Genomic DNA, 26,603 nt, shown 5'->3' with positions numbered 1-26,603 from the left:
CCCGCGCCCCTAAAGGCCCTCAGGTCGGTTTTGGGGGGGGGGGGGGGGGGGGGGGGGGGGGGGGGGGGGGGGGGGGGGGGCGGGGGGGGGGGGGGGGGGGGGGGGGGGGGGGGGGGGGCCCCCCCCCCCCCCCCCCCCCCCCCCCCCCGCTGCGCCTGCCCAGACACGTGCACGGCTATTTGCACGGGCTACTTGCAGGGCCACTTGCACGGCTACTTGCCGAGCGTGCCGAACCTCCGCACCGCCAGCGGGAAGAACACCGCCAGCAGGGCCAGCGGCCAGGCGACCGCCGCCCAGATGTGACCCGACTCGGCGCCCGGCGAGCCGAACAGGTCGCGTACCGCCGTCGCCGTCTGGGAGAGCGGGTTCCAGTCGACGACCGTGGCCAGCCAGTCGGGCATAGACTCGGGGGTCGCGATGGCGTTGGAGAGGAAGCCGACGGGCCAGACCAGGATCTGCACGGCCTGCACCATCTCCGGTCTGCCCGCCACCATCGCCAGCAGGATGCCGATCCACAGCATCGCGAACCGCAGCAGCAGAAGCAGGCCCACGGCGCCCAGGAAGGCGCCGAGCGTGCCGTGCGCGCGCCAGCCGAGCGCGTACCCGACGCCCATCAGCACGAGCAGGCCGAGCGCCGACTGGAGCATGTCGGCGGCCGAACGGCCGACCAGGACCGCCCCGTCGGCCATGGGCATCGAGCGGAAGCGGTCGATCACTCCCTTGTTGAGGTCCTGGGTGACGGCCAGCATCGTGCCCTCCAGGCCGAAGGCCATGGTCAGCGCGAACATGCCGGGCACCAGGAAGTCGACGTAGTCGCCCTCGACGCCCCGGCCGCCGCCGATCAGATAGCTGAACATCAGCAGCAGCATCACCGGGAAGACCAGCCCGACCAGGACCTGGGCCGGCTGCCGCACCCAGTGGGCGAGTTCGCGGCGGGTCATGACCCAGGAATCGCTCAGCGCGTACGTACTCACACCGCCTCCTTCGCGGGGTCGGAGCCGAGGTCGCCGTCCGCGGTCAGCCGCAGGAACACCTCGTCCAGCGTCGGCCGCCGCAGCGCCACGTCCTCCGCCTCGATCCCGGCCTCCTCCAGGGCCCGTACGACCCCGGCGAGCGCCTTCATGCGGTCCACGACCGGGGCGCTCAGCAGCCGCCGGTCCACGTCCACCGAGATCTCCGCCCTGGTGAGCGGCAGCAGGGCGACCGCGGCTCCCAGCCGGCCGCCGTCCCGCAGCACCACGTCGATACGGTCGCCGCCCGCCCGCGCCTTCAGTTCGTCAGCCGTGCCGCCCGCGACGATCCGTCCCCGGTCGAGGAGCGAGATCCCGTCGGCGAGCTGGTCCGCCTCCTCCAGGTACTGCGTGGTGAGCAGTACGGTCGTACCGCCGCCGACCAGGGAGCGCACCGCCTCCCACACCTCGGTCCTGCCCCGCGGGTCGAGGCCCGTGGTCGGCTCGTCGAGGAAGAGCACCTCCGGTTCGGTGATGAGCGAGGCGGCCAGATCCAGGCGCCGCCGCATACCGCCGCTGTACCGCTTCACCGGCTTGCGGCCCGTGTCCGCGAGGCCGAAGCGCTCCAGGAGCTCGTCGGCCCGCACGCGCGCGTGGCGGGCACCCAGGTGATGGAGGCGTCCGAACATCTCCAGGTCCTGGTGTCCGCCCAGTTCCTCGTCGAGTGCCGCGTGCTGGCCGAGCAGACCGATCCGGCGACGCACCTCCCGTGCCCCGGTCACCACGTCGTGTCCGGCCACCTCCACCCGGCCCCCGCCGGGCCGCAGCAGCGTGGACAGGACCCTGACCAGGGTCGTCTTGCCCGCGCCGTTGGGGCCGAGCAGCGCGTGCACCGTGCCGCGCGCGACCCGCAGATCGAGCCCGTCCAGCGCGTACTTGTTCCCGTACCGCTTCCGAACGCCCTCGACGACGATCACGTCGGTCATCGGGCTCCCTCCGTGTACAGCCGATCCCCCACAGGGAATCTCGGGTTACTCAAACTTGACTACCGATTCATCGACGGAGGGTATGCCCGCGCAAGGCTTTAGTCAAACTTGATTAACCGACGTCTTCCGGATGCGTCCGCCCCGTGCTGTACGGGTTCTCGTCGCCCTCCGAGAGCACCCCGACGAACGGCTCGCCCTCACCCGCGAAGGTGTACGCGCCGGCCTTGATCCGCTGGATCAGACCGCGGGTCCACTCGGCACCGCTGTCGGCGGAGTGGACCCAGAAGTTCATGATCTCGCCGATGTGACCGAGCTGGCCGGGCCCGTCGTCCGGCACATAGTGCTCGGTGACGGCCGTACGCCACTCCTCGATGCCCCGCACCCGCTCCTCCAGGAGTTCGAGCGCCTCGTCACGGCCGAGGTCCACCACGAAGCCGAGCGCCGCGGAGAGCACGTCCGGCTTCTGGTCGTACGAGGTCAGGGACTCGCGCAGCAGGGACAGGTACTCCGCCGTGCCCTTCTCCGTGATCTCGTACTCCGTGCGCGGCGGACCGCCGACCGTGGAGGGCGCGATCTCGTGGGCGATCAGCATTCCCTGCTTCGCCATCTGCTTGAGCGCGTGGTAGATCGAACCCGGCTTGGCGTTGGACCACTCGTGCGCGCCCCAGTACTCCAGGTCGTTGCGCACCTGGTAGCCGTGGGCCCGGCCGTGCTGACGTACGGCGCCGAGGACGAGAAGGCGGATCGCTGACATGCGGTCAAGCCTAGGGGCTGTCTGACAATTCCCGTCGTCGCCCGGAGGGCGGCCGGGCGGCGTCAGGTGCGTGCTCTGGGGGTCCCCCCGGCCGGAGGCTGGGGGAGCGTGCATGGCGTCGCCCGGCAGACGGGAATTGCCAGACAGGCCCTAGGGCCGCCCCATGCGCCGGGCCCACCGGGACCCGGCGCGGACCTGTCGGCTCAGGAACCGCTCGATACCACTCGGAACCGCCCGGTACCCCTCAGAACGGGAAGAAGCTGCGGCCGTGCTGGACCGAGATCCACTTCTGGGTGGTGAACGCCTCGACCGTGGCCTCGCCGTTCAGCCGGCCCACGCCCGAGGACTTCTCGCCGCCGAAGGCGACCAGCGGCTCGTCGTGCACGGTGCCGTCGTTCACGTGGAACATGCCCGTGTCGATCCGCTTGGCGAAGGAGACACCGCGCTCGACGTCGGCGGTGTGCACCGCGCCGCTGAGCCCGTACGGGGTGTCGTTGACGATCCGTACCGCCTCCTCCTCGCCGTCGAACGGCACGAGGAGCGCGACGGGGCCGAAGATCTCCTGCCGGAGGAGGTCGGACGCGGCGGGCAGACCGGTCAGGACGGTCGGCTCGACGAGGTTGTCGGTGGTGGTGCCCCGCACGAGCGCGGTCGCGCCCTCGGCGAGCGCCTGGCTCACGACGGACGAAAGGGCGTCCGCCTGCGAGGAGTTGATGACCGGGCCGATGACGGTCTCCGGGTCGCTCGGGTCGCCGACCTTGAGGGACTTCACCTTGGCCACGAACTTCTCGGTGAACTCCGCCTCGACCGAGCGGTCCACGAGGATGCGGTTCGCGGCCATGCAGACCTGGCCCTGGTGCACGAACCGGCTGAAGACCGCGGCGTCCACGGCGTAGTCGACGTCCGCGTCGTCCAGGACCACCAGGGCGCTGTTGCCGCCCAGTTCGAGGATCGAGCGCTTGAACTGCGCAGCGCAGACGGTCGCCACATGGCGGCCGACCTTGTCGGAGCCGGTGAAGGAGATGACCTTGGGGACCGGGTGCTCCAGGAAGGCGTCGCCGATCTCCGCGATGTCGGTGATCACCACGTTGAGCAGACCGGCGGGCAGGCCCGCGTCCTCGAAGATCTTCGCGACCAGGGAGCCGCCCACGATGGGGGTGTTCTGGTGCGGCTTGAGGACCACGCCGTTGCCGAGGGCCAGGGCGGGCGCCACGGACTTCAGGGACAGCAGGAACGGGAAGTTGAAGGGGCTGATCACACCGACTACGCCGACCGGGACGAGGTAGAGGCGGTTCTCCTTGGTGTCGCCGGGCGAGGGGATGATCTTGCCCTCGGGCCGCAGCGCCAGGTTGACCGACTCGCGCAGGAACTCCTTGGCGAGGTGCAGTTCGAAGCCGGCCTTCAGCCGGGTGCCGCCCAGTTCCGCGACGATCACCTCGGCGATCTCCTGCTCGCGCTCCTCGACGATCCGCAGCGCCTTCTCGAACACGGCCCGCCGCGCGTACGGGTTCGTCGCCGCCCATTCCTTCTGGGCGCGGGCGGCGGCCCGGTAGGCCTCGTCCACCTCGTCGACCGTGGCTATCGTGATCGAGGCAAGCTTCTCACCGTCGTACGGATTGAAGTCGATGATGTCCCAGGACCCGGTGCCCGGACGCCATCGGCCGTCGATGTACTGCTGAGCCAGGTCGGTGAAGTAGGACGACGACATGTGATCCCTCAATCCCTTGCTGCCCGAGGCAACAGCCCATGCATCTTCACGGTCTGATCACATGTCATCGTACGGGTGTTTCAACTGAGTTGGAGCAGTCCTCTGAGCAAATCGCGGCTCTCGTCGGGGCCCGGACTGTCCTGCTGGAGCTCCTTCATCGCCTTCTCGTACTGGGCGACGTCCTCGCGCTTGTCCAGGTACAGCGCGCTGGTGAGCTGTTCCAGGTAGACCACGTCCGACAGGTCGGACTCGGGGAAGCTGAGCACCGTGAAGGCGCCGCTCTCGCCCGCGTGCCCGCCGAAGCTGAACGGCATGATCTGGAGCCGTACGTTCGGGCGCTGGGAGATGTCGATGAGGTGCTGGAGCTGACCGCGCATCACGTCCCGGTCGCCGTACGGCCGCCGCAGCGCCGCCTCGTCCAGCACCACGTGGAACTCGGGCGCGCTCTCCGACACGAGGTACTTCTGGCGCTCCAGGCGCAGCGCCACCCGCCGGTCGATGTCGGCCCCGCTCTCGCCTCTCATGCCCCGGGTGACGACCGCGTGCGCGTACGCCTCGGTCTGCAGCAGCCCGTGCACGAACTGCACCTCGTACGAACGGATGTGGGCCGCGGCGCCCTCCAGGCCGACATAGGTCGGGAACCAGCTGGGCAGGACGTCCGAGTAACTGTGCCACCAGCCCGCGACGTTGGCCTCCTTGGCGAGCGACAGCAGTGACTTGCGCTCCGCCTCGTCGGCGATCCCGTAGAGCGTCAGCAGATCCTCGACGTCTCTCGTCTTGAAGCTCACCCGGCCCAACTCCATACGGCTGATCTTCGATTCGGAGGCTCGGATCGAGTAACCGGCCTTCTCCCGGGTGATCCCACGCGATTCGCGCAGCCGCCTCAGATGTGAGCCGAGCAGCATGCGCCGTACCACCGATCCCGACTCCTGCGCGCTCACGTTCGCCAGCCTCCCCAACCCGTCCTCAAGGGCCGCAGTCTGCCACTAAAACACTTCAAGCAGTACTCGTTCGGTTACAGAAACGGCAAGCTTTCAGGGGAGTTACACAGGAAACGACAAGGAGAAGACAAGCCAGACCGAGAAATGTGGCGGAGAGATGGCGGAAAAAAGCACCAAGAAGCGGTATGGGAAGGTCCAATTCGGGCGCGTGCACGTGCATCTGCCCTTGCATCTGCCGAACGCAGACGGAACGATGGTCTAGCGCCACCGCTGCATCGCAACGACCGCGAACCCCGGGAGTGCCTCGCATGGGGACGAATGGATCGACCATGCTGGAGCCGTTAAGGCAGGGGCTTCCGCCACTGGACCCGGCGGCCGTCTCCAACGCCGCCTCCTGCGCCCTCCCGCCCCGTTACGAAGCGGTGCGCGACGCACGGCAGTTCACCCGCCGCACGCTCGACCAGTGGGACGTGGGCAACCGCTTCGACGACGTCTGTCTGGTGGTCTCGGAACTCGTCACCAACGCGCTGCGGCACGCGCTGCCCGCGGACACCCCCCGCTCCGCCGACCAGGAACCGCCCGTGCGGCTCCACCTGATGCGGTGGACCGAGAGACTGGTGTGCGCGGTGCGCGACCCCAGCCACGACAGCCCGGTCGCGGGCGACTCCGACGACTTCTCGGCGGAGTCGGGACGCGGCCTGTTCCTGGTCGAGTCCTTCGCCGACGGCTGGGGATGGCACCCGCTGGCCAACACCCTCAACGGCAAGGTCGTGTGGGCCCTGTTCCGCCTGGGGCCCTCGGCGTGACGAACCGCGGCGCTTTTTTCGCGCCGCGGTTCTACGCGCGTTACGGGCTCCCGGGGCTGCGGGCCGCTGTGGCCTGCCGCGGGGCGCGGGGCGGAAAGGCCGTATACACCCTTGTGCATCCGCCGCGTCCGCACGCGCCCCTGACGGCCGCCGGCGTCAGCCCGCTGTCAGGTGGTCGAACTCGCCGTCCTTGATGCCCAGGAGCATGGCCTCGATCTCCGCGCGGGTGTAGACGAGGGCCGGGCCGTCGGGGAAGCGCGAGTTGCGCACGGCCACCTCGCCGCCGGGCAGCCGGGCGAACTCCACGCAGGAACCCTGCGAGTTGCTGTGCCGGCTCTTCTGCCAGGCCGCCCCGTGCAGCTCCGTGGCAGCCATGCCGTTGTACACGTCGTGGTCCACAGGTCGCTCCCCGGTGGTGCATTGGCGTCTGTTGCCATAGATGCAGTGGTCAACTGCCCCGGATCATAGCTGTCTTCACATGCAGATGCATGGGCAGATGCACGTGCACGGGGGGTGTTCTCCTGGTTACAGGTTTGACGGTCGCGAAGCCCGAATCGTTCCAACTCCGCGCCCCGTCAATGGAAGAGACGCACACCGGGCCGTTCCTGTTCCGATACGGGCCCGCCCCGCCCGGAGAATGAACGGGCGGGGCGGGACCGGCGGGCAGGCCGGGGCGGTCGAGGCCCGGAGACCACGGGGACCTTGGGGGACCTGGGGAACAGAGGGGCTGCGGGCGCCTCCCGAAACGGGCCGGCGCCCGCGCGGCGGCCGGGACTAGCGGGACGCGTAGCGCAGCAGAGCCATCTCACGGGCGTTCTTGATCGCGCGGGCCAGCCGTCGCTGCTGCCGGGCCGAGACCCGGGTGACCCTGCGACTGCGAATCTTTCCGCGGTCGGAGAGAAACCTCCGCAGAAGGTCCGTGTCCTTGTAGTCGATGTACGTGATCTTCGCCGCATCCAACGGGTTGGGGCGCGGCGCGGACGGCTTGCGTCCGGGATTGCGGGCGTTACGGGCGCCACCGGCACCGGCGTCACGGGCCATGGGGTCAGACCTCCAGGAGGATGTCGAAGGCGGGCGGGAGCCGCTTCCAGGCGGTGCGGCCGGCGGCGTACTCCCTGTCGGTCAGCAGGCAGGACTCCAGGAGCAGTTCGAGCCTGTCGCGGTCCAGGCCCGGCGAGGTGAAGACGAGGTGCTGGCAGCAGTCGCCGTGCTCCGGATGCCAGTCGAGCGCGGCGGCGGCCCGGCGCACCGGCGGCAGCATGTCCCAGGCCGCGTCGGGCAGGGACGCCATCCACGGCCCCGCGCTCTCCACACACAGGGCGCCGCCGGCCGCGTCCCAGTGCAGCAGGGTGTCGGGCCGGTCCGCGAGCCAGAACCGGCCCCGGCTGCGCGCGGCGGCGCAGGCCAGGTCCTCCAGCGCCGCGTAGAGCCGCTCCGGGTGGAACGGCCGGCTCCGGTGCCACACGAGTGTGGCGACCCCGCACTCGTCCGCCTCCACGGGCAGCAGCGCGCAGGCCGGATGCTGCGCGGCGGCGGCCGACTCCACGTCGAAGCCGGCGAGTGCGGCGGCGGCGAGGGGTGAGGGGACGCCCGGAGAGGGGTCGGACACCGCGGGATCGATCGGGATCCTGCGGGCGGTCGGGTGGAGCTGGGCCAGCAGGGCGCGGTCCTCGTCGTCGGCCTCCGCCGAGTCGGCGAGGGCCAGGACCGGGGCGTACTCCAGCTGACGCGCGAAGGTGTCGGCGACGGTGCGCTGGTCGGTCGTGGCGGCGGCGAGTCCCGCATCGGCGAGGTCGTCGCCCTTGCCGAGGTACGGGAGCACCAGCGCGGGGGCGACCGCGGTGATGACGCCGGTGAGGCGGAGTCCGGCGCTCGCGACCACCTCGGCCATCGCCTTCGGCTCGACCGAGTCCCAGAGCTCGACGATCGCGAGCCGGGTCACGCCGTCCGCCGCGAGCCGCTCCAGCTCCGGGACCAGGTCCTCGCGCAGGGCGCAGCACGCGCAGTCGTTGACCAGCGGCGCCTCACCGGCCGAGACGATGCCGGTGCGGTCGCGGACGGTCCGTACCACCGTCCCCTTCGCGGACGTCGCGAGGTCGTGGTGCAGCGCCACGGCACCCGGCACGTCGGCGAGCAGCCGCTCCACGGCCTGCCTGCGCGCGTCGGCGTGCAGCCCGCCGACGACGGCGACGGACAGCATCAGCGCTCCCCGCTCGTGCCGTGGTTCGTGCCGAAGCGGCGTTCGAAGCGCTCGACGCGGCCGGCCGTGTCCAGTACGCGGGCCGTGCCCGTGTAGAAGGGGTGGCTCACGTTCGAGATCTCGACGTCGACGACCGGGTACGTATTGCCGTCCTCCCAGTCGATCGTCTTCCCGCTCGTCATGGTCGAGCCGGACAGGAAGGCGTGGTTGGCGGCCCGGTCCCGGAAGACGACGGGCCCGTACGCCGGATGGATTCCCTCGCGCATGACGCTCAGCGCTCCTCTCGGAAGTCGACGTGCCGGCCCACGCGGGGGTCGTACTTGCGCAGGGTCAGCCGGTCGGGGTCGTTGCGACGGTTCTTGCGGGTGACGTACGTGTAGCCGGTCCCGGCCGTGGACCGGAGTTTGACGACCGGTCGGAGTTCGTTGCGTGCCATGCAGCTAGTATATGAAAACGAATCCCATTACCAATAACGGGAACGGAAGAGATCGAGAGAGGTACGTCACTCACCATGTCCGCACACTGCATGCTGACCGGGACCCGGCCGGGCTTCGGCAACTCCATCTCCCACTCGCACCGGCGCACGTCGCGCCGCTTCGACCCGAACATCCAGAGCAAGCGGTACTGGTTGCCGGGTGAAGGGCGGTTCGTCCGGCTGAAGCTGAGCACCAAGGGCATCAAGACCGTCGACGTCATCGGCGTCGAGGCCGCCGTGGCGCGGATCCGGGCCCGCGGGGTGAAGGTCTGATGGCGAAGAAGAGCAAGATCGCGAAGAACGAGGCGCGGCGGGTGGTGGTCGCGCGGTACGCCGAGCGGCGGGCCGAACTGAAGGAGATCGTGCGCCGGCCGTCCTCCACGGAGCCCGAACGGCTCGCCGCCGGGCGGGAGTTGCGACGCCAGCCACGGGACGCCGCGGCGGGACGGGTACGCAACCGGGACGCGGTGGACGGGCGTCCACGGGGCTATTTCCGGGCGTTCGGGGTATCCCGGGTGAACCTGCGGGTGCTGGGGCACGGGGGTTACCTACCGGGGGTGCGGAAGTCTTCCTGGTAGGGGGTGTTGGGGGAGCGGGGTGGCTGAGGCTTACTTCCGACTGCGGGCCGGCGGGGGTGGGGTGGCTGAGGCCGGCTTCCGACTGCGGCCCGGTGGGGGCCGTTCGCGCAGTTCCCCGCGCCCCTAAAAAGCGGGGCCGGTGGGGGTGAGGGTGGGCCCACCCCTGCGGGCCCCCTCAGGGGCGCGGGGAACTGCGCGGCCCACCCCCACCGGCCCGCAGCCGAAGCGGCCTCCGGATGGCCCCACCCCTCAGGGGCGCGGGGAACTGCGCGATCAGCCCCCACCGACCCGCACGGACGAACTCGCGTCGCCGCGCCCGCGGGCCCCTTCAGGGGCGCGAGGAACCGCGCGACCCACCCCCACCGGCCCGCAGCCGAAGCGGCCTCCGAATGGCCCCACCCCTCAGGGGCGCGGGGAACTGCGCGATCAGCCCCCACCGGCCCGCACTCGAAGCGAACCCCGCACAGCCCCACCCCCTCAGGGGCGCGGGGAACGGCGCGGGCGACCCCCACCGGCCCGCAGCCGAAGTGGACCCGACGGACGCCCACGCCTACTGCTGGTAACTTGCAGCGGTTGGACCCGGACGGCCACACCCCTGGAGGCTTCAGTGACTTCGGCGACCTTCCCGCGCAAGCACGCGCGCACCGCAGCCGCAGCCGCGGGGCTGGCGGTCGTGCTCGCCCTGACGACGGGCTGCACCAGCGACGGCGACAGTGACAGCAACGACAACGGTGGCGGCGACAAGGACCCCTCGTCCACCACGAGCGCCGAGCCCACCCAGTCCGCCGAGGCCGACGAGCTCGACGGCAACTGGCTCACCACCAAGGGCGGCAAGGCCGTCGCTCTGGTGATCACCGGCAAGCAGGCGGGCCTGTTCTCGACGAGCGGATCCATCTGCAGCGGCACGGCAGGCAAGACCTCCGACATGCGCATGATCACGCTGAAGTGCACCGACGGGAACAAGGACCGTTCCGAGGGCATGGTGGACTCCGTCGACTCCACCACCCTGAAGGTCACCTGGGACGGCTTCGGCGCGGAGACGTACACCAGGTCCGAGGGCGAGGGCCTGCCGCCCGGCCTGCCTACGGCGAGCCTGGGTTCCTGACACCGCCCGACTTCGTGCCCGGCTCCGTGCCCGTCTTCGTGCCCGGCTCAGCGACCGCCGACGTCCCGTCGAGCGTCATGGGCGGTACCGCGGTGTCGAGCGCCTCGGACAGCTCGGTCAGCGCGTCGAGGACGAGCCGCGCCGGTACGAGCAGGGCTTCCTCCCCGCCCGCCGGCTCCGTCTCCCAGGCCTCCACGGCGGCCCGTACCGCGTCCCACCCCGGCACCCGGCGCTCCCGGATGCTCTTCGCCCCCTGCTGGGTGGACTCGCGCAGGGCCTCGGCGAGTCCGGCGGCGGCCGGGACCGGGGTCGCGCCGCGTTCCGGGAGATGGGCCTCCAGCAGCATGGCGACACGGCCCAGCTGGGCGAGCGCGTCCTCGGCGTCGTCGGCGGCGGTCCGCGAGAGGCCGCGGTGGCGGACCGGTTCGGCGGTGGCACGGGCCACGGCCGTGTGCCAGGCCGCCCGGGCGGTGCGCGCGGTAAGCAGGGCCTCACGGACGTCCGGGGCGCTGCGGAGGGCCGGATCGGCGTAGGCGTCGAAGACCATGGCCGCGTAACGGCCCTGCGTGGCCAGCCAGTCCGCGAGGCGGGTGCGCAGCCGCGGGGTCTCCCAGGCCGGGTAGACGGCGTACGCGATCATCGCCAGCAGTCCGCCGAGCAGGGTGAGCACGACGCGTTCGGGCACGGTCTGCGTCCACTGTTCGCCGCCCATGCCGAGCAGGAAGACGACGTACGCGGCGATGCACCCCTGGGCAGCGAACTGGCCCGTCCGCATCAGTAGGTACATGAGCGCGGCGCTCACCACGGCGAGGGCCCCGGAGAGGTACGTGCCCGGGTCGGCGAGCCGCACCACCGCCGTGGCCACGGCCACGCCGACGACGGTGCCGCCGAGCCGGGCGACGGCCCGGCTGTACGTCTGGGAGAAGTCCGGGCGCATGACCATGACCGAGGTCAGCGGGGCCCAGTAACCGTGGCCGAGGGGCAGCGCGGTGCCGAGTACGTATCCGGCGGCGGCGACCGCGGACACCCGCGTGGCGTGCCGGGTGATCGGGGAGCCCCCGCGGAGTTCCTTGCGCATGGCCCTGAGCGCGGTGGGGATCAGGGCGAGCAGGGTGGGGCGGCTGCGGCTGCCGGGGCGGTGGGGCGGGGCGGCCGGGGCGACGCCGACGACCGGGGTCCGGTCGGTGCCCTTCGGTGTGCTGCCGCCCGCCGTCTCCAGCACGTCCTGGAGGAGGGTGTTGAGGCGGGACGCCGCGCGGTAGGGGCGGCCGGTGAGGATGCTCCCGGTGTCCGGGGTGCGGAAGGTGGCCAGGGCCGCGCCCGGGACGGTCACGGGCTCGCCCCGGCGGATCGAGTGGGCCGCCACGTCGAGGATGGCGCCCGCGGCGGCGAGCAGTTCGCGGACGCGGTCGCGGGCGTGCCCCTCCGCCGGTACGCCCATCGCCGGGTCGGCCAGAGAGGCCAGTACGGGGCGGATGCGTTCGGCGATGCCACGGGCGCCGTGCAGTTCGGCGGGGCGGCGGCGGGCCTGGCGGGGTGTGACGGCGGCGGCGTTGCGGGCCTCCATCAGGGGCAGCGGGTCGAAGGACGCAACGGGATTGTGGCGCAGCCGCCGCGCGTAGTCCGCCTCGGCGGCCAGGGCGTCGGCGAGCGCGTCACGGTGGGCGCCCCAGCGGCGTACGGGGAACAGCACGATCAGCGCGGCCTGGACGACACCGCCCACGATCATCATGGCGGCGTGGCCCGCGGCCTGGGCGACGGAGGTCGGCAGGGTGACCGTCACGAGCATGATCGCCACGTTCGAGGACGCGATCAGGCCGATGGTCGGGCCCGCGGCCCAGCTCATCCCCGCGGCGAACGTCCACACCACCAGCAGGGCGAGGAAGAGCGGTTCCCGGGAGATCGTCAGATAGCCGAGGAAGGTGGAGACGGCGAGGCTCGTACCGGAGGCGAGGGCCAGTTCGGGGCGGGGGCGCCAGCTGCGCTGGAACGTGGCGATCGCCGCCTGGAACGCGCCGAACGCCGAACTCGCGGCGACGGCCGGGCCGAAGGCCCACAGACTCGCCGCGATCACGATCGCGAGGCCCACCGCTCCGCGCACCGCGACGAGAGGTTCGAGCCGTGTCTTCTCCACGGCGAGCCCCGAGCGCGCGGTGTCCTTAAGCGCTCGTCGCCAGCTCACTGCGCCAGCGTACGGGAGGGGCCGGAGGGGCGGAGGATCCATGATGATCTACGGATACCGTCATCATCCGCATCACCATCTGCGTCACCATCTGCGTCACCATCTGCGTCACCACCTGCGTCACCATCAGCAGCTGTACGAACTTGCAGCAGTACGACCCTGAGGCTTGAGGAAATCCATGCGCACTCTGCCGATCGCCGTCACCGCCCTCGCGGCGACGCTCACCCTGACCCTGACCGCCTGCGGCGGCGACGACGGTGGCGGCGGTGACAACAAGAGCAGCGGGCCCAAGGACGCCTCCTCGTCCGCCTGCGCGGCCGACAAGCTCGGCCAGGAGGTCGTCGCCAGCGAGGCGCCGGCCGCGGGTGACACCGGGACCGTGTCCGTCAGCCTCACGAACGGCTCCGGAGCCGACTGCACGCTGAAGGGCTTCCCGACCGTCGGCCTGGACGCCGGCGGCACCGCGCTGTCCGTCGCTGCGGAGAAGGCCGCGGAGCCGGAGAAGCTGACGGTGAAGAAGGACGAGACGGTCGGTTTCACGATCACGTACGTACGGGGGCCCGCCGGTGACGCCGAGAAGGCCGCCGCGGTGACGACCGCGAAGTTCACTCTGCCGGGGGCCGACGGCGAGCTGTCGTTCGCGTGGAAGTACGGCGAGGTGGCGCTTCGGGGCACCGGCGGCGAACCGGACGCGTCCGTCACTCCGCTGCAGCGCACGGGGGACTGAGCGTCGCGGCGCGTCCGGCGGCCGGTGGGGTTGGCCGCGCCGTTCCCTCCGCCCCCTCCCGGCCGGGCCGGACCCTGTGCTGCAGCGGGACGGGGGCCTGAGCGTCGCGGTGCGTCCGCGGGCCGGTGGGGGCTGGCCGCGCCGTTCCCCGCGCCCCCTCCCGGCCGGGCCGGACCCTGCGCTGCAGCGGGACGGGGGGCTGAGCGTCGCGGTGCGTCCGCGGGCCGGTGGGGGCTGGGTGCGCCGTTCCTCGCGTCCCTGACCGTCGGGCGGGGTCAGGAGGTGGGGAGGCGTGGGTGGGGGTTGACCTGGGCCCGGTCCGCTGCTGCGGCTCCCTCTTGCCAGCCGGCCGCGTCGTTGATCCCGCGCATCCGGGTCGTGACGGTGTCCGGGAACATGCGTTCCGTCTCGTCCGTCACCGCGACGTCCCGCGCCGCGAGCACCGGCAGCAACTCCCCCGCCGTGGCGCTCACCTGCCCCTCGGCCGCGTCGGCCAACCGGTCGCCGATGCGGTGCGCGTACGCCGCGAGGAACGACTGCCGGAAGGACTTCGTACGCTTCCTGCCGCCCGCCCGCTGGGCAGCCTCCGCCTTGGTCATGGCGGCCGTGGCCTGCACGAGGAGCGAGGTGTAGAGGAGTTCGACCGCCTCCAGGTCGGGTTCGAAGCCGACGACGGTGGAGAAGCCGAGGGCCTCGTTCCACACCGCGCGGCAGCGGTTCGCGCCCGCCACCGCGTCGAGGAGGACCGCCTTGGCGGTCTCGTACGGCGGGTCGACGCCGATCCGGCAGGCGCCGGGCGCGTCCTTGGCGTGCGTACGCGCCGCGAGCAGCGCCTCGTCGATGCTGTGCCGCGCCATCAGCTCCTGCGCCTTGGCGCTCAGCGCCTCCGCCTCCTCCGGGAACCCGGTCGCCTCCGCCTTGGCGAGGAGCGCGCGGATACGGGTGAGCATGCGGGTGTCCCGCGGGACCGAGCCGCTCCCGGGCGCACGGGCCACCTGGGCGTCCAGCGACTCCAGCGGCTCCAGGGTGGGCAGCCGCAGCAGCAGCCGGTACAGCTCCAGGGCGGCGGTCGCGTACTGGAAACGGTCGGGGCGGACCAGGCGGTCCGGGCGGTCGGAGCGGTCCAGCTCGTCCAGCTGTGCCGTCCAGCGCGGAGCCCGGGGCGTACGGTCCCGGGCGGCCTCGGCGAGCACCAGCTCCGCCGCGAGGCGTTCGTGCACGTCGTCCAGCTCGCGCCGCACGATCCGTACGACGTCCGCGGGCTGCCAGCCCCGCCGCCAGGCCGCGGCGACGAACTCCTCGCCACGACGGGCGAGTTCGGCGTCGGAGGCGGGGTCGGCGGCGAGCAGGGAGGCACCGGTGTCGAGGGCCGTGTCGGAGTCGGCGTAGAGCGCGGCCGCGAAGGCGCGCTCCACCATGGAGGACGTACTACTCATGCGCCGATCGTGTCATGGGCGGAACGGGTGACCGGGCGGCGGACCCGCTCCGGCCCCGGCTGCGGGCGGCGGCCGTCTCAGCGGGTGAAAATCGCTCGACCCGTCGCCCGGCGGGCCCGAGCATGCCCCCATGGTCGACGCCTCTCTGTACGCAGCGTTCCTGGTCGCCGCGCTCGCGCTCGTGGTGAGCCCCGGCCCCGACATGATGTTCATCGTGGCGATGGGAGGCAGGGGCGGACCGGTCACGGGGGTGATGGCCGCGGCGGGCGTCGCCACGGCGATGCTCGTGCACTCGGTCGCCGCGATGCTGGGCCTCTCCGCCCTGTTCACAGCGCTGCCGACGCTGTACCACGTACTGCGCTGGGCCGGCGCGGCCTACCTGCTGTACCTCGCGGTCAAGGCGTTCCGGGACCGCTCGGTGCCGGTCGAGGAGGGCGCCGCCGTCGGTCCGGGGCGGCGGCGGGCCTTCTGGCAGGGGGCGGTCACGAACCTCCTCAACCCCAAGGTGATCCTCTTCAACGTGGCGTTCCTGCCGCAGTTCGTGAACCCCGGACTCGGCCATGTGATGGGCCAGTTCTTCGTCCTGGGCGTCACCATCGTGGTCATGGGCTTCGTTTTCGACGCCTCCGTAGGACTGCTTTCCGGCCGCCTCTCCGACCTGCTGCGGCGCAGCAGCCGGGTCGCCCGGGGGCTCAACATCTTCAGCGGCACGGTCTTCACGGGACTGGCCGTACGCCTGCTCGTGGCATCCCCGAAGTAGCCGAACGGACCGGAGCGGACCGGGACGACCCCTATCAGTCATCCTGGAATACACTGTCAACGCGAGGTTGACACCCCCACACCGTCAACCTACGGTTGACACATGACCACGAATCCACGCGGCACCACCTCCGTACGCCTCGACGACCTCATCGAGGCCATCAAGAAGGTCCACGAAGACGCCCTCGACCAGCTCCAGGACGCGGTGATCGCCGCGGACCACCTCGGCGACGTGGCCGACCATCTGATCGGCCACTTCGTGGACCAGGCCCGGCGTTCGGGCGCCTCCTGGACGGACATCGGCAGGAGCATGGGGGTGACCCGGCAGGCGGCCCAGAAGCGGTTCGTACCGAAGGCCGAGTCGGACCTCGACCCGAGCCAGGGCTTCAGCCGCTACACGCCACGCGCCAGGAACGTGGTGGTGACCTCGCAGGAGGAGGCCAGGAACGCCGACAACGACCAGATCCGCACCGAGCACCTGGTCCTCGGCCTGATCGCCGAGCCGGAGGGTCTCGGGGCGAAGGCGATCACCGCGCAGGGCGTCACACTGGACGCCGTACGCGAGGCAGCGAGCGCCGGCCTCCCGCCGCGCGCGGAGACCATGCCCGCACTCGTACCCTTCGACGCCGGCGCGAAGAAGGTCCTCGAACTCACCTTCCGCGAGGCCCTGCGCCTGGGCCACAACTACATCGGTACGGAGCACATCCTGCTCGCCCTCCTGGAGCACGAGGCGGGGACGGGCCTGCTGAGCGGACTCGGCGTCACCAAGACGGCGACCGAGGCGGACATCACGAAGTCACTGGAAGAACTGAAGAAGCCCCTCCAGTAGACCCCGCCTCCCCAATGAATCCGGCCACCGCCCCCTCAGGGGCGCGGGGAACTGCGCGCCCGACAAGGCCGACGGGCCCAGCCACCGCCCCTTCAGGGGCGCGGGGAACTGCGCGGCCCACCCCCACCGGACCCGCACCCGCACCCGACCGACAAGGCCGGTGGCCCCGGCGGTGAGCACGGCAGGCGGGCCCCGGCGGCGAACGGCGGGCGGGCCGCGCTGGGGCCGGATTGTCAGACCCTCCTGCGAGACTCGCGTCATGACCGGACGGTGGGCGCTCGCGCCGGCCGAGGACGGCGGCGCGGAGCTCGCCCCCCTCGGCCCCGACGGACTGCCCGCCGGACCGCTCCTGCGGGAACCGGACCTCGCCGAGTCCGTACGTTCCCGGCCGGACGTCACCCGCTGGGTGTGGCGGGCGACGCCGGAGGTCTACCCACGGCTGCGCGCCGAGGGCGTCCGGGTGGAGCGGTGTTACGACCTGGAGGCCGCCGAGACCCTCCTGCTCGGCCACGAGGGACGGCTCGGCGAACCCCGTTCGGCCGCCGCCGCCCTCGCCAGGCTGCACGGCGGCCCCGTACCGCCCGATCCCCCGCAGCGTTCCGCGGAGCCCGGCTCGCAGTCGTCCCTCTTCGAGCCGCGCCCCGTCCACGTACCGCTGGCGCAGCTCATCGAGGTGTACGGGGAGCAGCAGCGAAGGCACGACGCGACCGCGCGGCCCGAGCGGATGCGGCTGCTCACGGCCTCCGAGTCGGCGGGCACGCTGGTGGCGACGGAGATGAACGAGACCGGGCTGCCGTGGAGCGCCGACGTGCACCGGGAGGTCCTGCACGAACTGCTGGGCGAGCGGTATGCGGGCGGCGGTGAGCCACGGCGGCTGGCCGAACTGACGGAAGAGGTGTCGGCCGCGTTCGGCCGCCGGGTCCGCCCCGACCTGCCCGCGGATGTCGTCAAGGCGTTCGCGCAGGCCGGGATCAAGGTGAGGTCCACCCGGCGCTGGGAGATCGAGTCCATCGACCACCCGGCGGTGAAGCCCCTGGTCGAGTACAAGAAGCTGTACCGGATCTGGGTCGCCCACGGCTGGTCGTGGCTCCAGGACTGGGTGCGGGACGGCCGGTTCAGACCGGAGTACCAGGCGGGCGGCACCGTCACCGGCCGCTGGGTGACCAACGGCGGCGGCGCCCTGCAGATCCCCAAGGTCATACGCAGGGCCGCGGTCGCCGACCCCGGCTGGCGGCTCGTCGTGGCGGACGCCGACCAGATGGAGCCGCGCGTCCTGGCCGCGATCTCCCGCGACCCCGGGCTGATGGAGGTGGCGGGCCGCGAGAGCGACCTCTACCAGTCCGTCTCCGACCGGGCCTTCTCCGGCGACCGCGCCCAGGCGAAGCTCGCCGTCCTCGGCGCGGTCTACGGCCAGACGTCCGGCGACGGCCTCAAGAACCTCGCGCTGCTGCGCCGCCGCTTCCCCAGGGCGGTGGCGTACGTGGACGACGCGGCCCGCGCGGGCGAGGAGGGCCGGCTCGTACGGACCTGGCTGGGCCGCACCTGCCCACCGGCGGCGGGGTCGGACTCCTCGGGCGAGGAGGCGGGGATCCCGGACAGCGAGGAGACCGGCGAACTGGCCGGCGGTCCGGGCGAGGGGGCCGAGCCGGGGGGCGCCCAGGACTGGGTGCCCGGGTACGCGTCCAGCAACTCCCGGGCCCGGGGCCGCTTCGCCCGTAACTTCGTGGTGCAGGGCAGCGCCGCCGACTGGACCCTTCTCGTGCTCGCCGGGCTCCGGCGCACCTGCCGGGACATGGCGGCCGAGCTGGTCTTCTTCCAGCACGACGAGGTGATGGTGCACTGCCCGGAGGAGGAGGCCGACGCGGTGGTCCAGGCGATCCGGGAGGCCGCCGAGGAGGCGGGACGGCTGACGTTCGGGGAGACGCCGGTGCGGTTCCCGTTCACCACGGCGGTGGTGAAGTGCTACGCGGACGCGAAGTGAGCGCACTGCGCGCCACACACCACCTGATCCATGGTGGTCAACCGATGCGGCTCAGGAGCAGGTCCCGCAGCTCCTCGACCACCGGGCTGTCGGTGCCGTCGAGGTCGTCGAGGGCCAGTTCCCACTGCTCGTACGCCTCCTCGGTGCGGCCCGCCGACCGGTGGAGCAGCCCTTGCTGGTGCCGGGCGAGACCCGCGGTGTAGCGGTCGGCGCGCTGCTCGGCCCGCTCCAGCAGCAGGGCGCACTCCCGGGCGGCCCGCTCCGCGCGGTCGAGGTCGCGCAGGGCACGCACCAGACCGAGCCGGGTCTGCGAACCGCTCTGCCAGTCGGCCCCGTCCGAGATGCTCAGGGCACGGTCGAAGTGCTCCAGCGCACCGGCCGGCTCGCCGAGCGCGAGGTGGGCGTACCCGATGTTGCAGTGCCCGGACTCCCGTACCCGTGAGTCGCCCATGACCTCCCCGAGCGCGAGGCTCCGCTCGTGCCACGCGATGGCGGCACGCGGGTCGCTGTGCTCGTACAGGTTGCCGAGGTTGCTGTAGACGACGGCCTCGCCGTCCGTCTCGCCCGCCTGCCGCGCCAGTTCGAGGCTTTCCCGCAGGGCGGTCTCGGACTCGGTGTACCGGCCCAGGCTTTCGAGCAGCAGCCCCCGGTTGTTCAGACAGCGCTGGACGCGCGGCAGGACGCCGAGACCGCGCCAGCGCACGAGCGCCTGGTCGGTCAGGACGAGCGCCTCGCCCGCCCTGCCCTGCATGAAGTGCAGCCCCGCCAGGTCGGAGAGCGCGATCGCCTCGGCGGCGTCGTCACCGAGACGCCGCGCCACGTCCAGTGCCCGCCGCCCCAGAGTCGCCAGTTCGCGGAGCCGGCCGCGGCGCTGCAGATACGGGAAGAGGGCGCGGACGAGGACGGGCACGAGCGGGGAGACGGCGGCCCGTCCCTCGACGAGCGCGACGACGTTCGCCACCTCCCGGTCACCCCAGGCGACGGCCTCGGCGGCCGAGCCGAACGGCGGGGGCGGATCCCCGTCCGCATCGGCGGCCACGCACTCCTTCTCCGCGACGGTCACACCGAGCCGGTTGTCCCGGTCGACACCGGAGGGCGTCAGGGCCAGCACGCACTGGCGGGCGGAGGCGATGTACCAGCGGAGGGCGATGTCCGTGGAATCGGAATCCGAACCCGAGGGATCCGAACCCGGGGGATGCGAGCCGGAGGAATCCGAACCCAAGGAATGCAAGCCCGAAGGATCAGGGCGCGTGCTCCCCTCATGGGCATCCTCACGTGCATCCGCGTGGGCACCGTCTCGGGCGACCTCGCGGGCGAAATCCCGTACGAGGTCGTGGGGGGCGTAGCGGCCGTACGTGCTCTCGTCGAGGAGAGCGACGTCGACGAGGCGGTCGAGGGCGGCCTCCGCGCGCCGCTCGCCAGTGGCCAGCAGCCGTGCGAGCAGCGGAATCCCGTACGTCGGCAGGTCGAGCGCGCCGATCCGGCGCAGGGCGAGCGCGGCGTCCCGGTCGGCCTCGCGGTCCGAGGCGCGCAGCGCGTCGAGGGCGACCGCGAGCGAGCGGCGCACGCTCAGGTCGTCGTACTCCAGATGGTGCAACCGTTGGTCGCTGGCGGCCAGTTGACCGGCCAGCGCGTCCGGGGTGAGAACGTGCCGGGCGGCCAGACGCGCGGCGACGATCCGCAGGGCGAGAGGCAGCCGTCCGGTGAGGCCGACGAGCGGGTGCGTACCGTCGAGGCCGTCCCGCCCGGAGACGGCGCGCAGCAGCTCGGCGCTCTCCTCGGCGGAGAGCGGCGCGAGCGGAAAACGCGTCGCGCCGTCCAGCGCGGTGAGGGGCGAACGGCTGGTGACGATCACCGCGCACCCGGGCCCGGCGGGCAGCAGGTGGCGGACCTGCGCGGCGTTCGCGACATCGTCCAGCACGAGCAGGGTGCGGGTGGGGGCCAGCAGGGACCGCAGCAACGCGCTTGCCGCGTCCGGGTGTTCGGGCACGCCGCACGGTTCCACACCGAGGTCGCGGAGCAGTGCGGCGAGGGCCTGCCCGGCGGTGAGCGGCGGCACGCCCGGCGTCGCCCCGTGCAGCCGCACGTACAGCTGCCCGTCGGGGAACTCCGTCCGCAGCCCGTGCGCCACCTGGACGCCCAGCGCGCTCTTCCCGACCCCCGCCATACCGCTGACGACGGCGACCCGGGGGCGGCCGTCCCCGACGGGATCTCCCGGACCGTCCGGGTCGACGGGGCCGTCCGGGAGGAGCGCGGTGCGCAGTGCCCGGATGCTTGCCTCGCGGCCGGTGAAGTGGAGTGGTACGGGCGGGAGTTGGGCGGGCCTCGGAACGGCAGCGGTGGTGATGGTGGAGGGGGGCCGGGAGGTCCGAGAGGCCCGGGAGGTCTGCGCCGGAATAGCCGGAACCCGAACCGGACCCGGACCCGTAACCGGAACCAGAAACGGAACCGGACTCGCAGCGAACGTTTCCGCCAGGATCGTGGTGGTGGCAGGCCTCATGGTCCGGGCGGCCCCACGAGAGCCGGAACCGGAACGGGAGTCGGAGCTGGAACCGGAGCTGGACGCGACGGCGGCTCGTTCAGTGACAGCCCGTTCAGTGACAGCTCGTTCGGTGTCAGCCCTTTCAGTGGCAGCCCGTTCAACAGGTCGCGCCCGGCCGTGGACGGCGGTCACCGCACCCGCGGCTCCCGGGGGCGCACCCACCGGCTCCCGCAGGATCTCCAGATGGGCCTCCCGTACCGCGTTCCCCGGCTCCACACCGAGTTCGCGGACGAGCCTGCCGCGCAGATCACGGTGGACGGCCAGCGCCTCCGCCTGGCGGCCCGTCCGGTACAGGACCAGCATCAGCTGCCGGTGGAAGGCCTCACGCAGGGGGAACTCGGCTACCAGAGCGGCCAGTTCGGGAGCGAGCCCGGAGAGCCGTACGCCCTGTTCGGCCGCTTCCCGGCCGAGCTCCAGTTCGGCGTCGTACCGGCACTCCAGGGCGAACAGCCGTGCCTCCTCCAGCCGTTGGACGAGGGAGATCCCACCGGCCTCCGGGCACCAGCCGTCCAACGGGGTGCCGCGCCACAGCGCGAGCGCCGCGACGGCCTCGGCCGAAGCCCTCTCCCAGTCGCGCCGCGCATACGCAGCGCGGGCGGCCACGATCCGGGCCTCGAAAACCCCGACATCCAACTCGCCTGCCGATATGCGCAGTTGATAGCCGGTGGCCACCGACCGCAGCCGGTCCGGGTCATCCAGGAGCCGCCGCAGCCGGGTCACATGATTCTGCAGCGAGGCGTGCGCGGACGCGGGCGGGAACCCGCCCCACAACGCGTCCTTGAGCGCGTGCACGGAGACGACCCGCCCCGGTTCCAGGAGCAGAGCGGTGAGCAGGACGCGCCCCTTGGCGCTGCTGACCGGCCGGGCCACGCCGTCGGCCCCGTACACGACCGTGGGCCCGAGCAGCCCGAAGCGCAACCGGCTCGGACCTGCGGCGGAAGCTCCGAGCAGGGCACCGGCAAAAGGGGCCGCCGCTGCGGACGTGGGCGTACCGGGCAAGGGAACCAGCGACTCGGACGTGGGCGTGGGCGTGGGCGTGGGCGTGGACGTGCCGGGCGGGCCGAGCAGTCCGGCCTCTCGTTCCGACCGCGTCCCGCCGCCCACCTGTCCGCCCTCCCGTCGCGGCGTCGGGCGGCCGGAATCCGACGCTCCGCCGGCCCTCGGGCGAAACTCCGTGCCCCGCCACACCGTTCGCCCATGTTAGCGATCGGTTGGCGTGGCCTGATTTGATCACCGCATCGGATCCGGTCGTTCCGGTACGCGGTAGGCGTCGTAGGTCGCCGCGACTCGGGGGAGTGTCGCCGTCGCGACCGGGTCCGAGAGCCCCGTGGAAGACACGTGAGGCACCCGTGGAACACGCGTGAGTCCCCCGCGTACCGGGCGAAGCCCCAACAACTGGCCCCGCCCCTCCCTCTCCGTCTCAGATGACGGGCGGGCGCCCCAGCCGCGTAAGCCGCCACACGGTCTTCCAACGCATCGGCCGGCGCTCCCCGGCGGACACCCTCAGCCCCTCCACGAATCCGCCGAACCACGCCCGCAGCCCACCGACGGACCGCGTCCGTACGAGGGTCAGCGCGATCCAGACCCCCAGGTGGACGGGGATGAGCGGAAGGGGCAGCCGGCGCCTGACCAGCCAGACGCGGTTGCGGGCGGTGACGCGGTAGTAGATGGCGTGCCGGGCGGGTGACGTCTTCGGGTGCTGGAGCAGCAGCTGCGGCTCGTACCGGATGGTCCAGCCGGCGTCGGCGGCCCGCCACGCCAGGTCGGTCTCCTCGTGCGCGAAGAAGAACTCGGCGGGCCAGTCCCCCGTCTGCGCGAGCATCTCCATGGACAGGGCGTGGCCACCGCCGAGGAAGCAGGTCACCTCGCCGCCCCGCAGGGGGTCCTTGGCACCGAGCCTGGGTACGTGGCGCCGCTGGGTCTCGCCGTTCTCGTCGGCGATGCGGAAACCGACGATGCCCAGGCGCGGCTCGACGGCGTACAGGTCCCGTACCGTCCGCAGGACATCGGGGTCGATGAGCAGCCCGTCGTCGTCCAGTTCGACGACGACGTCCACGTCCCCGAACTCCCGCAGCCGCCGCAGAGCGACATTGCGGCCGCCCGGGCAGCCGAGGTTCTCGTCGACCTCGATGGCGGTGACCTCACCGGGCAGGCCCAGCCGCTCGGCGAACTCCGGCAGCGGACAGCCGTTCCCGACGATCACGATCCGCGCGGGCGCGACGTCCTGCTTGGCCACCGCCGCGAGCAGCGCGTCGACCTCGTCGGGCCGCGTCCCCATCGTCACCACGGCCACCGCGATTCGAGGTTCCCTCGACACGACGCCCACCCCGATCTCGACCTCGTCGGACAATCAGAGAACGATGCTAGCCGTTCACGCTGTGGACTCCTCAAGTACGCGACTTCTTAAGGGTGTCGCGAGGTTGTCGCGGCGCGCGTCCGGACAGTGTTCCCCGTCCTGTACGGAGGTGAGTTACGGCCGTCTCACGACCGCGCGGCGCTGCATCACGCCGGGCGGTCGCATGAGACATCCCTCCAGGCCGTCACCCCGGGCTGTCACTCCGCTGGGGTGCCTCAGGGGCCCCGCCGACCGGTAGCGTGTCCATGACCCGCAGGATCACGGGCGGCCGACCGGCGGATTCGACGGGACCAGCCGGACCCGCGGGACTCACCGGACCGAGGGCAAGAAGGGGCTCAGGACATGACCGTGACCATCTCCCTCATGCTGATGGCGGCCGTCGCCCTGACCGCCGCGGTCGTGGCGCCCCGCGTCCTGACCGGCGCCTCCTGGCCCGAGCGGGAGCCCGTACTCGCACTGTGGGTGTGGCAGTGCCTGGTCGCCACGGTCCTGCTGTGCTGTCTGTCGTCGCTCGTGCTGAGCGCCTCCGCCGTCTTCCACACGGTCCGCGCCCATGTCTTCGCGCCCGCGCCGGCCTCCGTGACGGCGGCGTACGACCTGGCCGCCGCCCCGCCCTGGACCACCGCGCTGACGCTGCTGCTGGCGGGCGGCGCCGCCTGGACCACGGCGATGCTCGCCCGCGAGGTGACGGAGGCCCGCAGGCGCAGCCGCCTGCGCCGCGAGCACCTGCGCGAACGCGCGCCCGAGCTGCCGGCAGGCCTGCCGACCTCGCGCGGCCCGCTCCTCGTGCTGGAGGACGAGTACCCGGACGCCTGGTGGATGCCGGGCAGCCCGTCCCAGCTCGTCGTCACGACGGGCGCCCTGCACCGCCTCACCGATCACCAGCTGGACGCCATCCAGGCCCACGAACTCGGCCACGCGCGGGCCCGCCACGACTGGCTCCTGCATCTCTCCCAGGCGCTGGCCGGCGGCTTCCCGGGCATCCCCGTCTTCCGTGACTTCCGCGACCAGACGCACCGCCTCGTCGAACTCTCCGCCGACGACACGGCGTCGCGCCGCTGCGGCCACCTCACGACCGCGCTGGCCCTGATCGAGCTGAACCAGCACCGAGGCGTGCTGTCCTGCGCCACCCCGAGGCCCCTGCTCCACCAACGTGTGGAACGCCTCCTGGACCCCCCACCCCGCCTCACCCGCTCCCACCGCCGAGGCACCACGACGGCCGCGGCACTGGCCCCACTGGTCCCACTGCTGATCGCGTTCGGCCCGGCGCTGGCGACTCTGGCGCCGTAGGGCCTGCGGGCAGTTACGGAAAAGGCCGCCGCCCGCGGGAACAACTGGTGAAGCTCACGGGCTCACAGGCCACGGGCTCGGACAAAAGCAAAAGCCCCAGGTCACGGCGAGTGAGTCCTGGGGCTTCCACAGAGCCGCCTTCGGGATTCGAACCCGAGACCTACGCATTACGAGTGCGTTGCTCTGGCCATCTGAGCTAAGGCGGCGCGCTGCCAGCACTATGGTGCGATCGGCAACGTCAGCAAGTCTACACAGTTTCCGGGGGTGCTCCGTACCGGCCCCGGAGGCACCCCCGGCTGCTCGGCGATCAGGTCGCCGAGCAGCGCTTTCCCTTCTGCGGCGGGGTGCCTTCGAGCAGGTACTGGTTGATCGCGGAGTCGATGCAGGCGCTGCCTCGGCCGTACGCCGTGTGGCCGTCGCCGTCGTAGGTCAGGAGCGACCCGGAGGAGAGCTGGGTGGCGAGGGACTGCGCCCAGGGGTAGGGCGTCGCGGGGTCCCGGACCGTGCCGACGACGACGATGGGCGCCGCGCCCTTCGCCTCGATGCGATGCGGCTCACCGGTCGGCTTCACCGGCCAGTAGGCGCAGTTCAGCGAGGCCCAGGCGAGGCCCTCGCCGAAGACCGGGGAGGCCTTCTCGAAGTCGGGGACGCCCTTCTCGACCTCCTCGGGGGAGGCGAAGGCGGCGGGCAGGTCCAGGCAGTTGACCGCCGCGTTGGCGGACATCAGGTTGGCGTACGTGCCGTCCGCCTCCCGCTCGTAGTAGCTGTCCGACAGGACCAGCAGGCCCGCGCCGTCCTTGTCCTTCATGGCCGTGGTGAGGGCCTCGCGCAGTTGCGGCCAGGCCCCCTCGTCGTACATCGCGGCGATGACACCGGTCGTGGCGAGCGCCTCGCCCACCTTGCGGCCGTCCGCGTCACCCGCGTCGATGGGCGCGGAGTCCAGTTTCTGGAAGAAGGCCTTCAGGTTCTTGCCGACCTGCTCCGGCGACGTGCCCTTCCCGCCCAGCGGGCAGTCGGACTCCCCCACGCAGTCCTTCGCGAAGGACCGGAACGCCGTCTCGAAGCCGGCCGTCTGGTCACGGTTCAGCTGCCGCGCGGGCAGGGACGGGTCCATCGCGCCGTCCAGCACCAGCCGGCCGACGCGCTCCGGATACAGGCCCGCGTAGGTCGCCCCGAGGAACGTGCCGTACGACGCACCCACGTACGTCAGTTTCCCGTCGCCCAGCGCGGCCCGTACGAGATCCATGTCACGGGCCGCCTCGACCGTGGACACATGGCGCAGCAGGTTCGCCGAGCGCTTTCCGCAGGCCGCCGCGAACTCCTTGTACGCGTCGACCAGTTCGGCGGTCTCGCGCGCGTTGTCGGGGGTCGTGTCCGTCTGCGTGTACGCGTCCATCCGCTTGCCCGTGAGGCATTCGACGGGCGCGCTGCGGGCGACGCCCCGCGGGTCCACTGCCACCATGTCGTAGCGGGCGCGCACCTTCGCCGGGTAACCGATCCCCGCGTACGACTGGAGGTAGTCGACCGCCGATCCGCCCGGCCCTCCCGGGTTGACCAGCAGCGAGCCGATCCGTTTGCCCGGTCCCGTGGCCTTCTTGCGGGCCACGGCCAGCCGGATGTCGCCCTTGGCCGGCTCGGCGTAGTCGAGCGGGGCCTTCAGCGTGCTGCACTCGAAGCCGGCGACACCGCAGGCCCGCCAGTTCGGCCGCTGCGCGTAGTACGGGGCCAGCGCGGACGGGGTGGCCTCGGGCAGCGCGTGCAGTGCCACCGACCCGGCCGGGCTCGCGGCGGTCGTCGAACTCCCCGCGGAGCAGGCGGAGACGAGGAGTCCGGCGACGGCGAACAGGGTGCCGTACGCGCGGAGGGAACGGTGGGCCCGGGATGACCTGGGCCGGCGCCTGATGTACATCGACCGAGCGTAACCCTGTGCGACGTTTTGATCGCTCAGAGTTGCACGCGTGCCTCGTACGAGTGACGCCGTCAACTCCCCGTCCGACC

The 26,603-nt window shown here is 72.1% G+C and carries 24 protein-coding genes and 1 tRNA gene; 9 read left to right on the top strand and 16 right to left on the bottom strand.

What is annotated here, in order from left to right; translation table 11 throughout:
* Nucleotides 1–212: 212 nt before the first annotated feature.
* The 5 genes from ACZ60E_RS44110 to ACZ60E_RS44090 form a co-directional block, all read right to left on the bottom strand.
* Complete coding sequence (locus ACZ60E_RS44110) at nt 213–974, bottom strand: ABC transporter permease (protein WP_469448006.1); 762 nt, start codon at nt 972–974, stop codon at nt 213–215.
* Nucleotides 971–1,936 (bottom strand): ATP-binding cassette domain-containing protein, encoded by a 966-nt coding sequence (locus ACZ60E_RS44105; RefSeq protein ID WP_469448005.1) that lies wholly within the window; start codon nt 1,934–1,936, stop codon nt 971–973. The genes ACZ60E_RS44110 and ACZ60E_RS44105 overlap by 4 nt, the downstream gene beginning before the upstream one ends.
* A 112-nt stretch (nt 1,937–2,048) precedes the next feature.
* The gene (locus ACZ60E_RS44100; RefSeq protein WP_469448004.1) at nt 2,049–2,690 is read right to left on the bottom strand and encodes a PadR family transcriptional regulator; all 642 of its coding nucleotides are present in this window, start codon (nt 2,688–2,690) and stop codon (nt 2,049–2,051) included.
* Nucleotides 2,691–2,934: 244 nt separating this feature from the next.
* The gene (locus ACZ60E_RS44095; protein WP_453792495.1) at nt 2,935–4,398 is read right to left on the bottom strand and encodes an aldehyde dehydrogenase family protein; all 1,464 of its coding nucleotides are present in this window, start codon (nt 4,396–4,398) and stop codon (nt 2,935–2,937) included.
* An 80-nt stretch (nt 4,399–4,478) separates the two neighbouring features.
* Entirely contained in the window at nt 4,479–5,303 is an 825-nt protein-coding gene (locus tag ACZ60E_RS44090) for a helix-turn-helix domain-containing protein (RefSeq protein ID WP_469448009.1), read from the bottom strand.
* 344 nt (nt 5,304–5,647) lie between these two features.
* On the opposite strand from ACZ60E_RS44090, the gene ACZ60E_RS44085 reads away from it, so the two are divergent.
* Nucleotides 5,648–6,145 carry an ATP-binding protein gene (locus ACZ60E_RS44085; RefSeq protein WP_199854788.1) on the top strand — a complete coding sequence of 166 codons (498 nt, stop codon included), beginning with the start codon at nt 5,648–5,650 and terminating at the stop codon, nt 6,143–6,145.
* Nucleotides 6,146–6,301: 156 nt separating this feature from the next.
* Here ACZ60E_RS44085 and ACZ60E_RS44080 read toward each other — a convergent pair whose 3' ends face one another.
* The 5 genes from ACZ60E_RS44080 to rpmG all read right to left on the bottom strand — a co-directional run bounded on the left by ACZ60E_RS44080 (nt 6,302) and on the right by rpmG (nt 8,781).
* Nucleotides 6,302–6,520, bottom strand: a complete 219-nt coding sequence (locus ACZ60E_RS44080) for a DUF397 domain-containing protein (RefSeq protein ID WP_384801779.1) — start codon at nt 6,518–6,520, stop codon at nt 6,302–6,304.
* 399 nt (nt 6,521–6,919) lie between these two features.
* Nucleotides 6,920–7,186 carry a 30S ribosomal protein S18 gene (rpsR, locus tag ACZ60E_RS44075; RefSeq protein ID WP_469448003.1) on the bottom strand — a complete coding sequence of 89 codons (267 nt, stop codon included), beginning with the start codon at nt 7,184–7,186 and terminating at the stop codon, nt 6,920–6,922.
* Nucleotides 7,187–7,190: 4 nt separating this feature from the next.
* A complete protein-coding gene (locus ACZ60E_RS44070) occupies nt 7,191–8,345 on the bottom strand; it encodes a GTP-binding protein (protein ID WP_469448002.1) in 1,155 nt (384 codons plus the stop codon).
* Complete coding sequence (locus ACZ60E_RS44065) at nt 8,345–8,611, bottom strand: type B 50S ribosomal protein L31 (RefSeq protein WP_469448001.1); 267 nt, start codon at nt 8,609–8,611, stop codon at nt 8,345–8,347. The genes ACZ60E_RS44070 and ACZ60E_RS44065 overlap by 1 nt, the downstream gene beginning before the upstream one ends.
* A 5-nt stretch (nt 8,612–8,616) precedes the next feature.
* On the bottom strand, nt 8,617–8,781 hold the full coding sequence (gene rpmG / locus ACZ60E_RS44060) for a 50S ribosomal protein L33 (RefSeq protein ID WP_469448000.1): 165 nt from the start codon (nt 8,779–8,781) through the stop codon (nt 8,617–8,619).
* A gap of 75 nt (nt 8,782–8,856) precedes the next feature.
* On the opposite strand from rpmG, the gene rpmB reads away from it, so the two are divergent.
* From rpmB to ACZ60E_RS44045, 3 genes are all read left to right on the top strand, one after another.
* Nucleotides 8,857–9,093, top strand: a complete 237-nt coding sequence (rpmB, locus tag ACZ60E_RS44055; RefSeq protein WP_384801594.1) for a 50S ribosomal protein L28 — start codon at nt 8,857–8,859, stop codon at nt 9,091–9,093.
* The gene (gene rpsN, locus ACZ60E_RS44050) at nt 9,093–9,398 is read left to right on the top strand and encodes a 30S ribosomal protein S14 (protein WP_384801591.1); all 306 of its coding nucleotides are present in this window, start codon (nt 9,093–9,095) and stop codon (nt 9,396–9,398) included. Before rpmB ends, rpsN begins: the two co-directional genes overlap by 1 nt.
* A gap of 607 nt (nt 9,399–10,005) precedes the next feature.
* Nucleotides 10,006–10,503 (top strand): hypothetical protein, encoded by a 498-nt coding sequence (locus tag ACZ60E_RS44045; protein ID WP_469447999.1) that lies wholly within the window; start codon nt 10,006–10,008, stop codon nt 10,501–10,503.
* Here ACZ60E_RS44045 and ACZ60E_RS44040 read toward each other — a convergent pair.
* Complete coding sequence (locus ACZ60E_RS44040) at nt 10,481–12,685, bottom strand: FUSC family protein (protein WP_469447998.1); 2,205 nt, start codon at nt 12,683–12,685, stop codon at nt 10,481–10,483. The two genes, ACZ60E_RS44045 and ACZ60E_RS44040, sit on opposite strands and share 23 nt — an antisense overlap.
* A 178-nt stretch (nt 12,686–12,863) precedes the next feature.
* On the opposite strand from ACZ60E_RS44040, the gene ACZ60E_RS44035 reads away from it, so the two are divergent.
* Nucleotides 12,864–13,412, top strand: coding sequence for a DUF4232 domain-containing protein (locus ACZ60E_RS44035; protein WP_384801583.1), 549 nt, complete (start codon nt 12,864–12,866; stop codon nt 13,410–13,412).
* A gap of 275 nt (nt 13,413–13,687) precedes the next feature.
* Here the strand turns inward: ACZ60E_RS44035 and ACZ60E_RS44030 are convergent, their stop codons facing one another.
* On the bottom strand, nt 13,688–14,848 hold the full coding sequence (locus ACZ60E_RS44030) for a DUF2786 domain-containing protein (RefSeq protein WP_469447997.1): 1,161 nt from the start codon (nt 14,846–14,848) through the stop codon (nt 13,688–13,690).
* 130 nt (nt 14,849–14,978) lie between these two features.
* On the opposite strand from ACZ60E_RS44030, the gene ACZ60E_RS44025 reads away from it, so the two are divergent.
* From ACZ60E_RS44025 to ACZ60E_RS44015, 3 genes are all read left to right on the top strand, one after another.
* On the top strand, nt 14,979–15,608 hold the full coding sequence (locus ACZ60E_RS44025; protein ID WP_469447996.1) for a LysE family translocator: 630 nt from the start codon (nt 14,979–14,981) through the stop codon (nt 15,606–15,608).
* A gap of 102 nt (nt 15,609–15,710) precedes the next feature.
* Entirely contained in the window at nt 15,711–16,436 is a 726-nt protein-coding gene (locus tag ACZ60E_RS44020) for a Clp protease N-terminal domain-containing protein (RefSeq protein WP_384801574.1), read from the top strand.
* Nucleotides 16,437–16,695: 259 nt separating this feature from the next.
* Nucleotides 16,696–18,417, top strand: coding sequence for a bifunctional 3'-5' exonuclease/DNA polymerase (locus ACZ60E_RS44015; RefSeq protein ID WP_469447995.1), 1,722 nt, complete (start codon nt 16,696–16,698; stop codon nt 18,415–18,417).
* Between the two features lie 37 nt (nt 18,418–18,454).
* Here ACZ60E_RS44015 and ACZ60E_RS44010 read toward each other — a convergent pair whose 3' ends face one another.
* Together ACZ60E_RS44010 and ACZ60E_RS44005 are read right to left on the bottom strand one after the other, a co-directional pair.
* Entirely contained in the window at nt 18,455–21,877 is a 3,423-nt protein-coding gene (locus ACZ60E_RS44010) for an AfsR/SARP family transcriptional regulator (protein ID WP_469448008.1), read from the bottom strand.
* 502 nt (nt 21,878–22,379) lie between these two features.
* Entirely contained in the window at nt 22,380–23,291 is a 912-nt protein-coding gene (locus ACZ60E_RS44005; RefSeq protein WP_469448007.1) for a glycosyltransferase family 2 protein, read from the bottom strand.
* A 366-nt stretch (nt 23,292–23,657) separates the two neighbouring features.
* Here ACZ60E_RS44005 and ACZ60E_RS44000 point away from each other — a divergent pair, with 366 nt between their 5' ends.
* Nucleotides 23,658–24,605: a M56 family metallopeptidase gene (locus ACZ60E_RS44000; RefSeq protein WP_384801565.1), complete on the top strand. Its 948-nt coding sequence runs from the start codon at nt 23,658–23,660 to the stop codon at nt 24,603–24,605.
* A gap of 132 nt (nt 24,606–24,737) precedes the next feature.
* Here ACZ60E_RS44000 and ACZ60E_RS43995 read toward each other — a convergent pair.
* A tRNA-Thr gene (locus ACZ60E_RS43995) sits at nt 24,738–24,811 on the bottom strand.
* A 101-nt stretch (nt 24,812–24,912) separates the two neighbouring features.
* Nucleotides 24,913–26,514, bottom strand: coding sequence for an alpha/beta hydrolase (locus ACZ60E_RS43990; RefSeq protein ID WP_469447994.1), 1,602 nt, complete (start codon nt 26,512–26,514; stop codon nt 24,913–24,915).
* Nucleotides 26,515–26,603: the final 89 nt, after the last annotated feature.

The sequence above is a fragment of the Streptomyces sp. NPDC102514 genome, assembly GCF_055584525.1.
The sequence above is the reverse complement of the archived record's forward strand: the minus strand, read 5'-3'. Positions and strand labels throughout refer to the sequence as shown.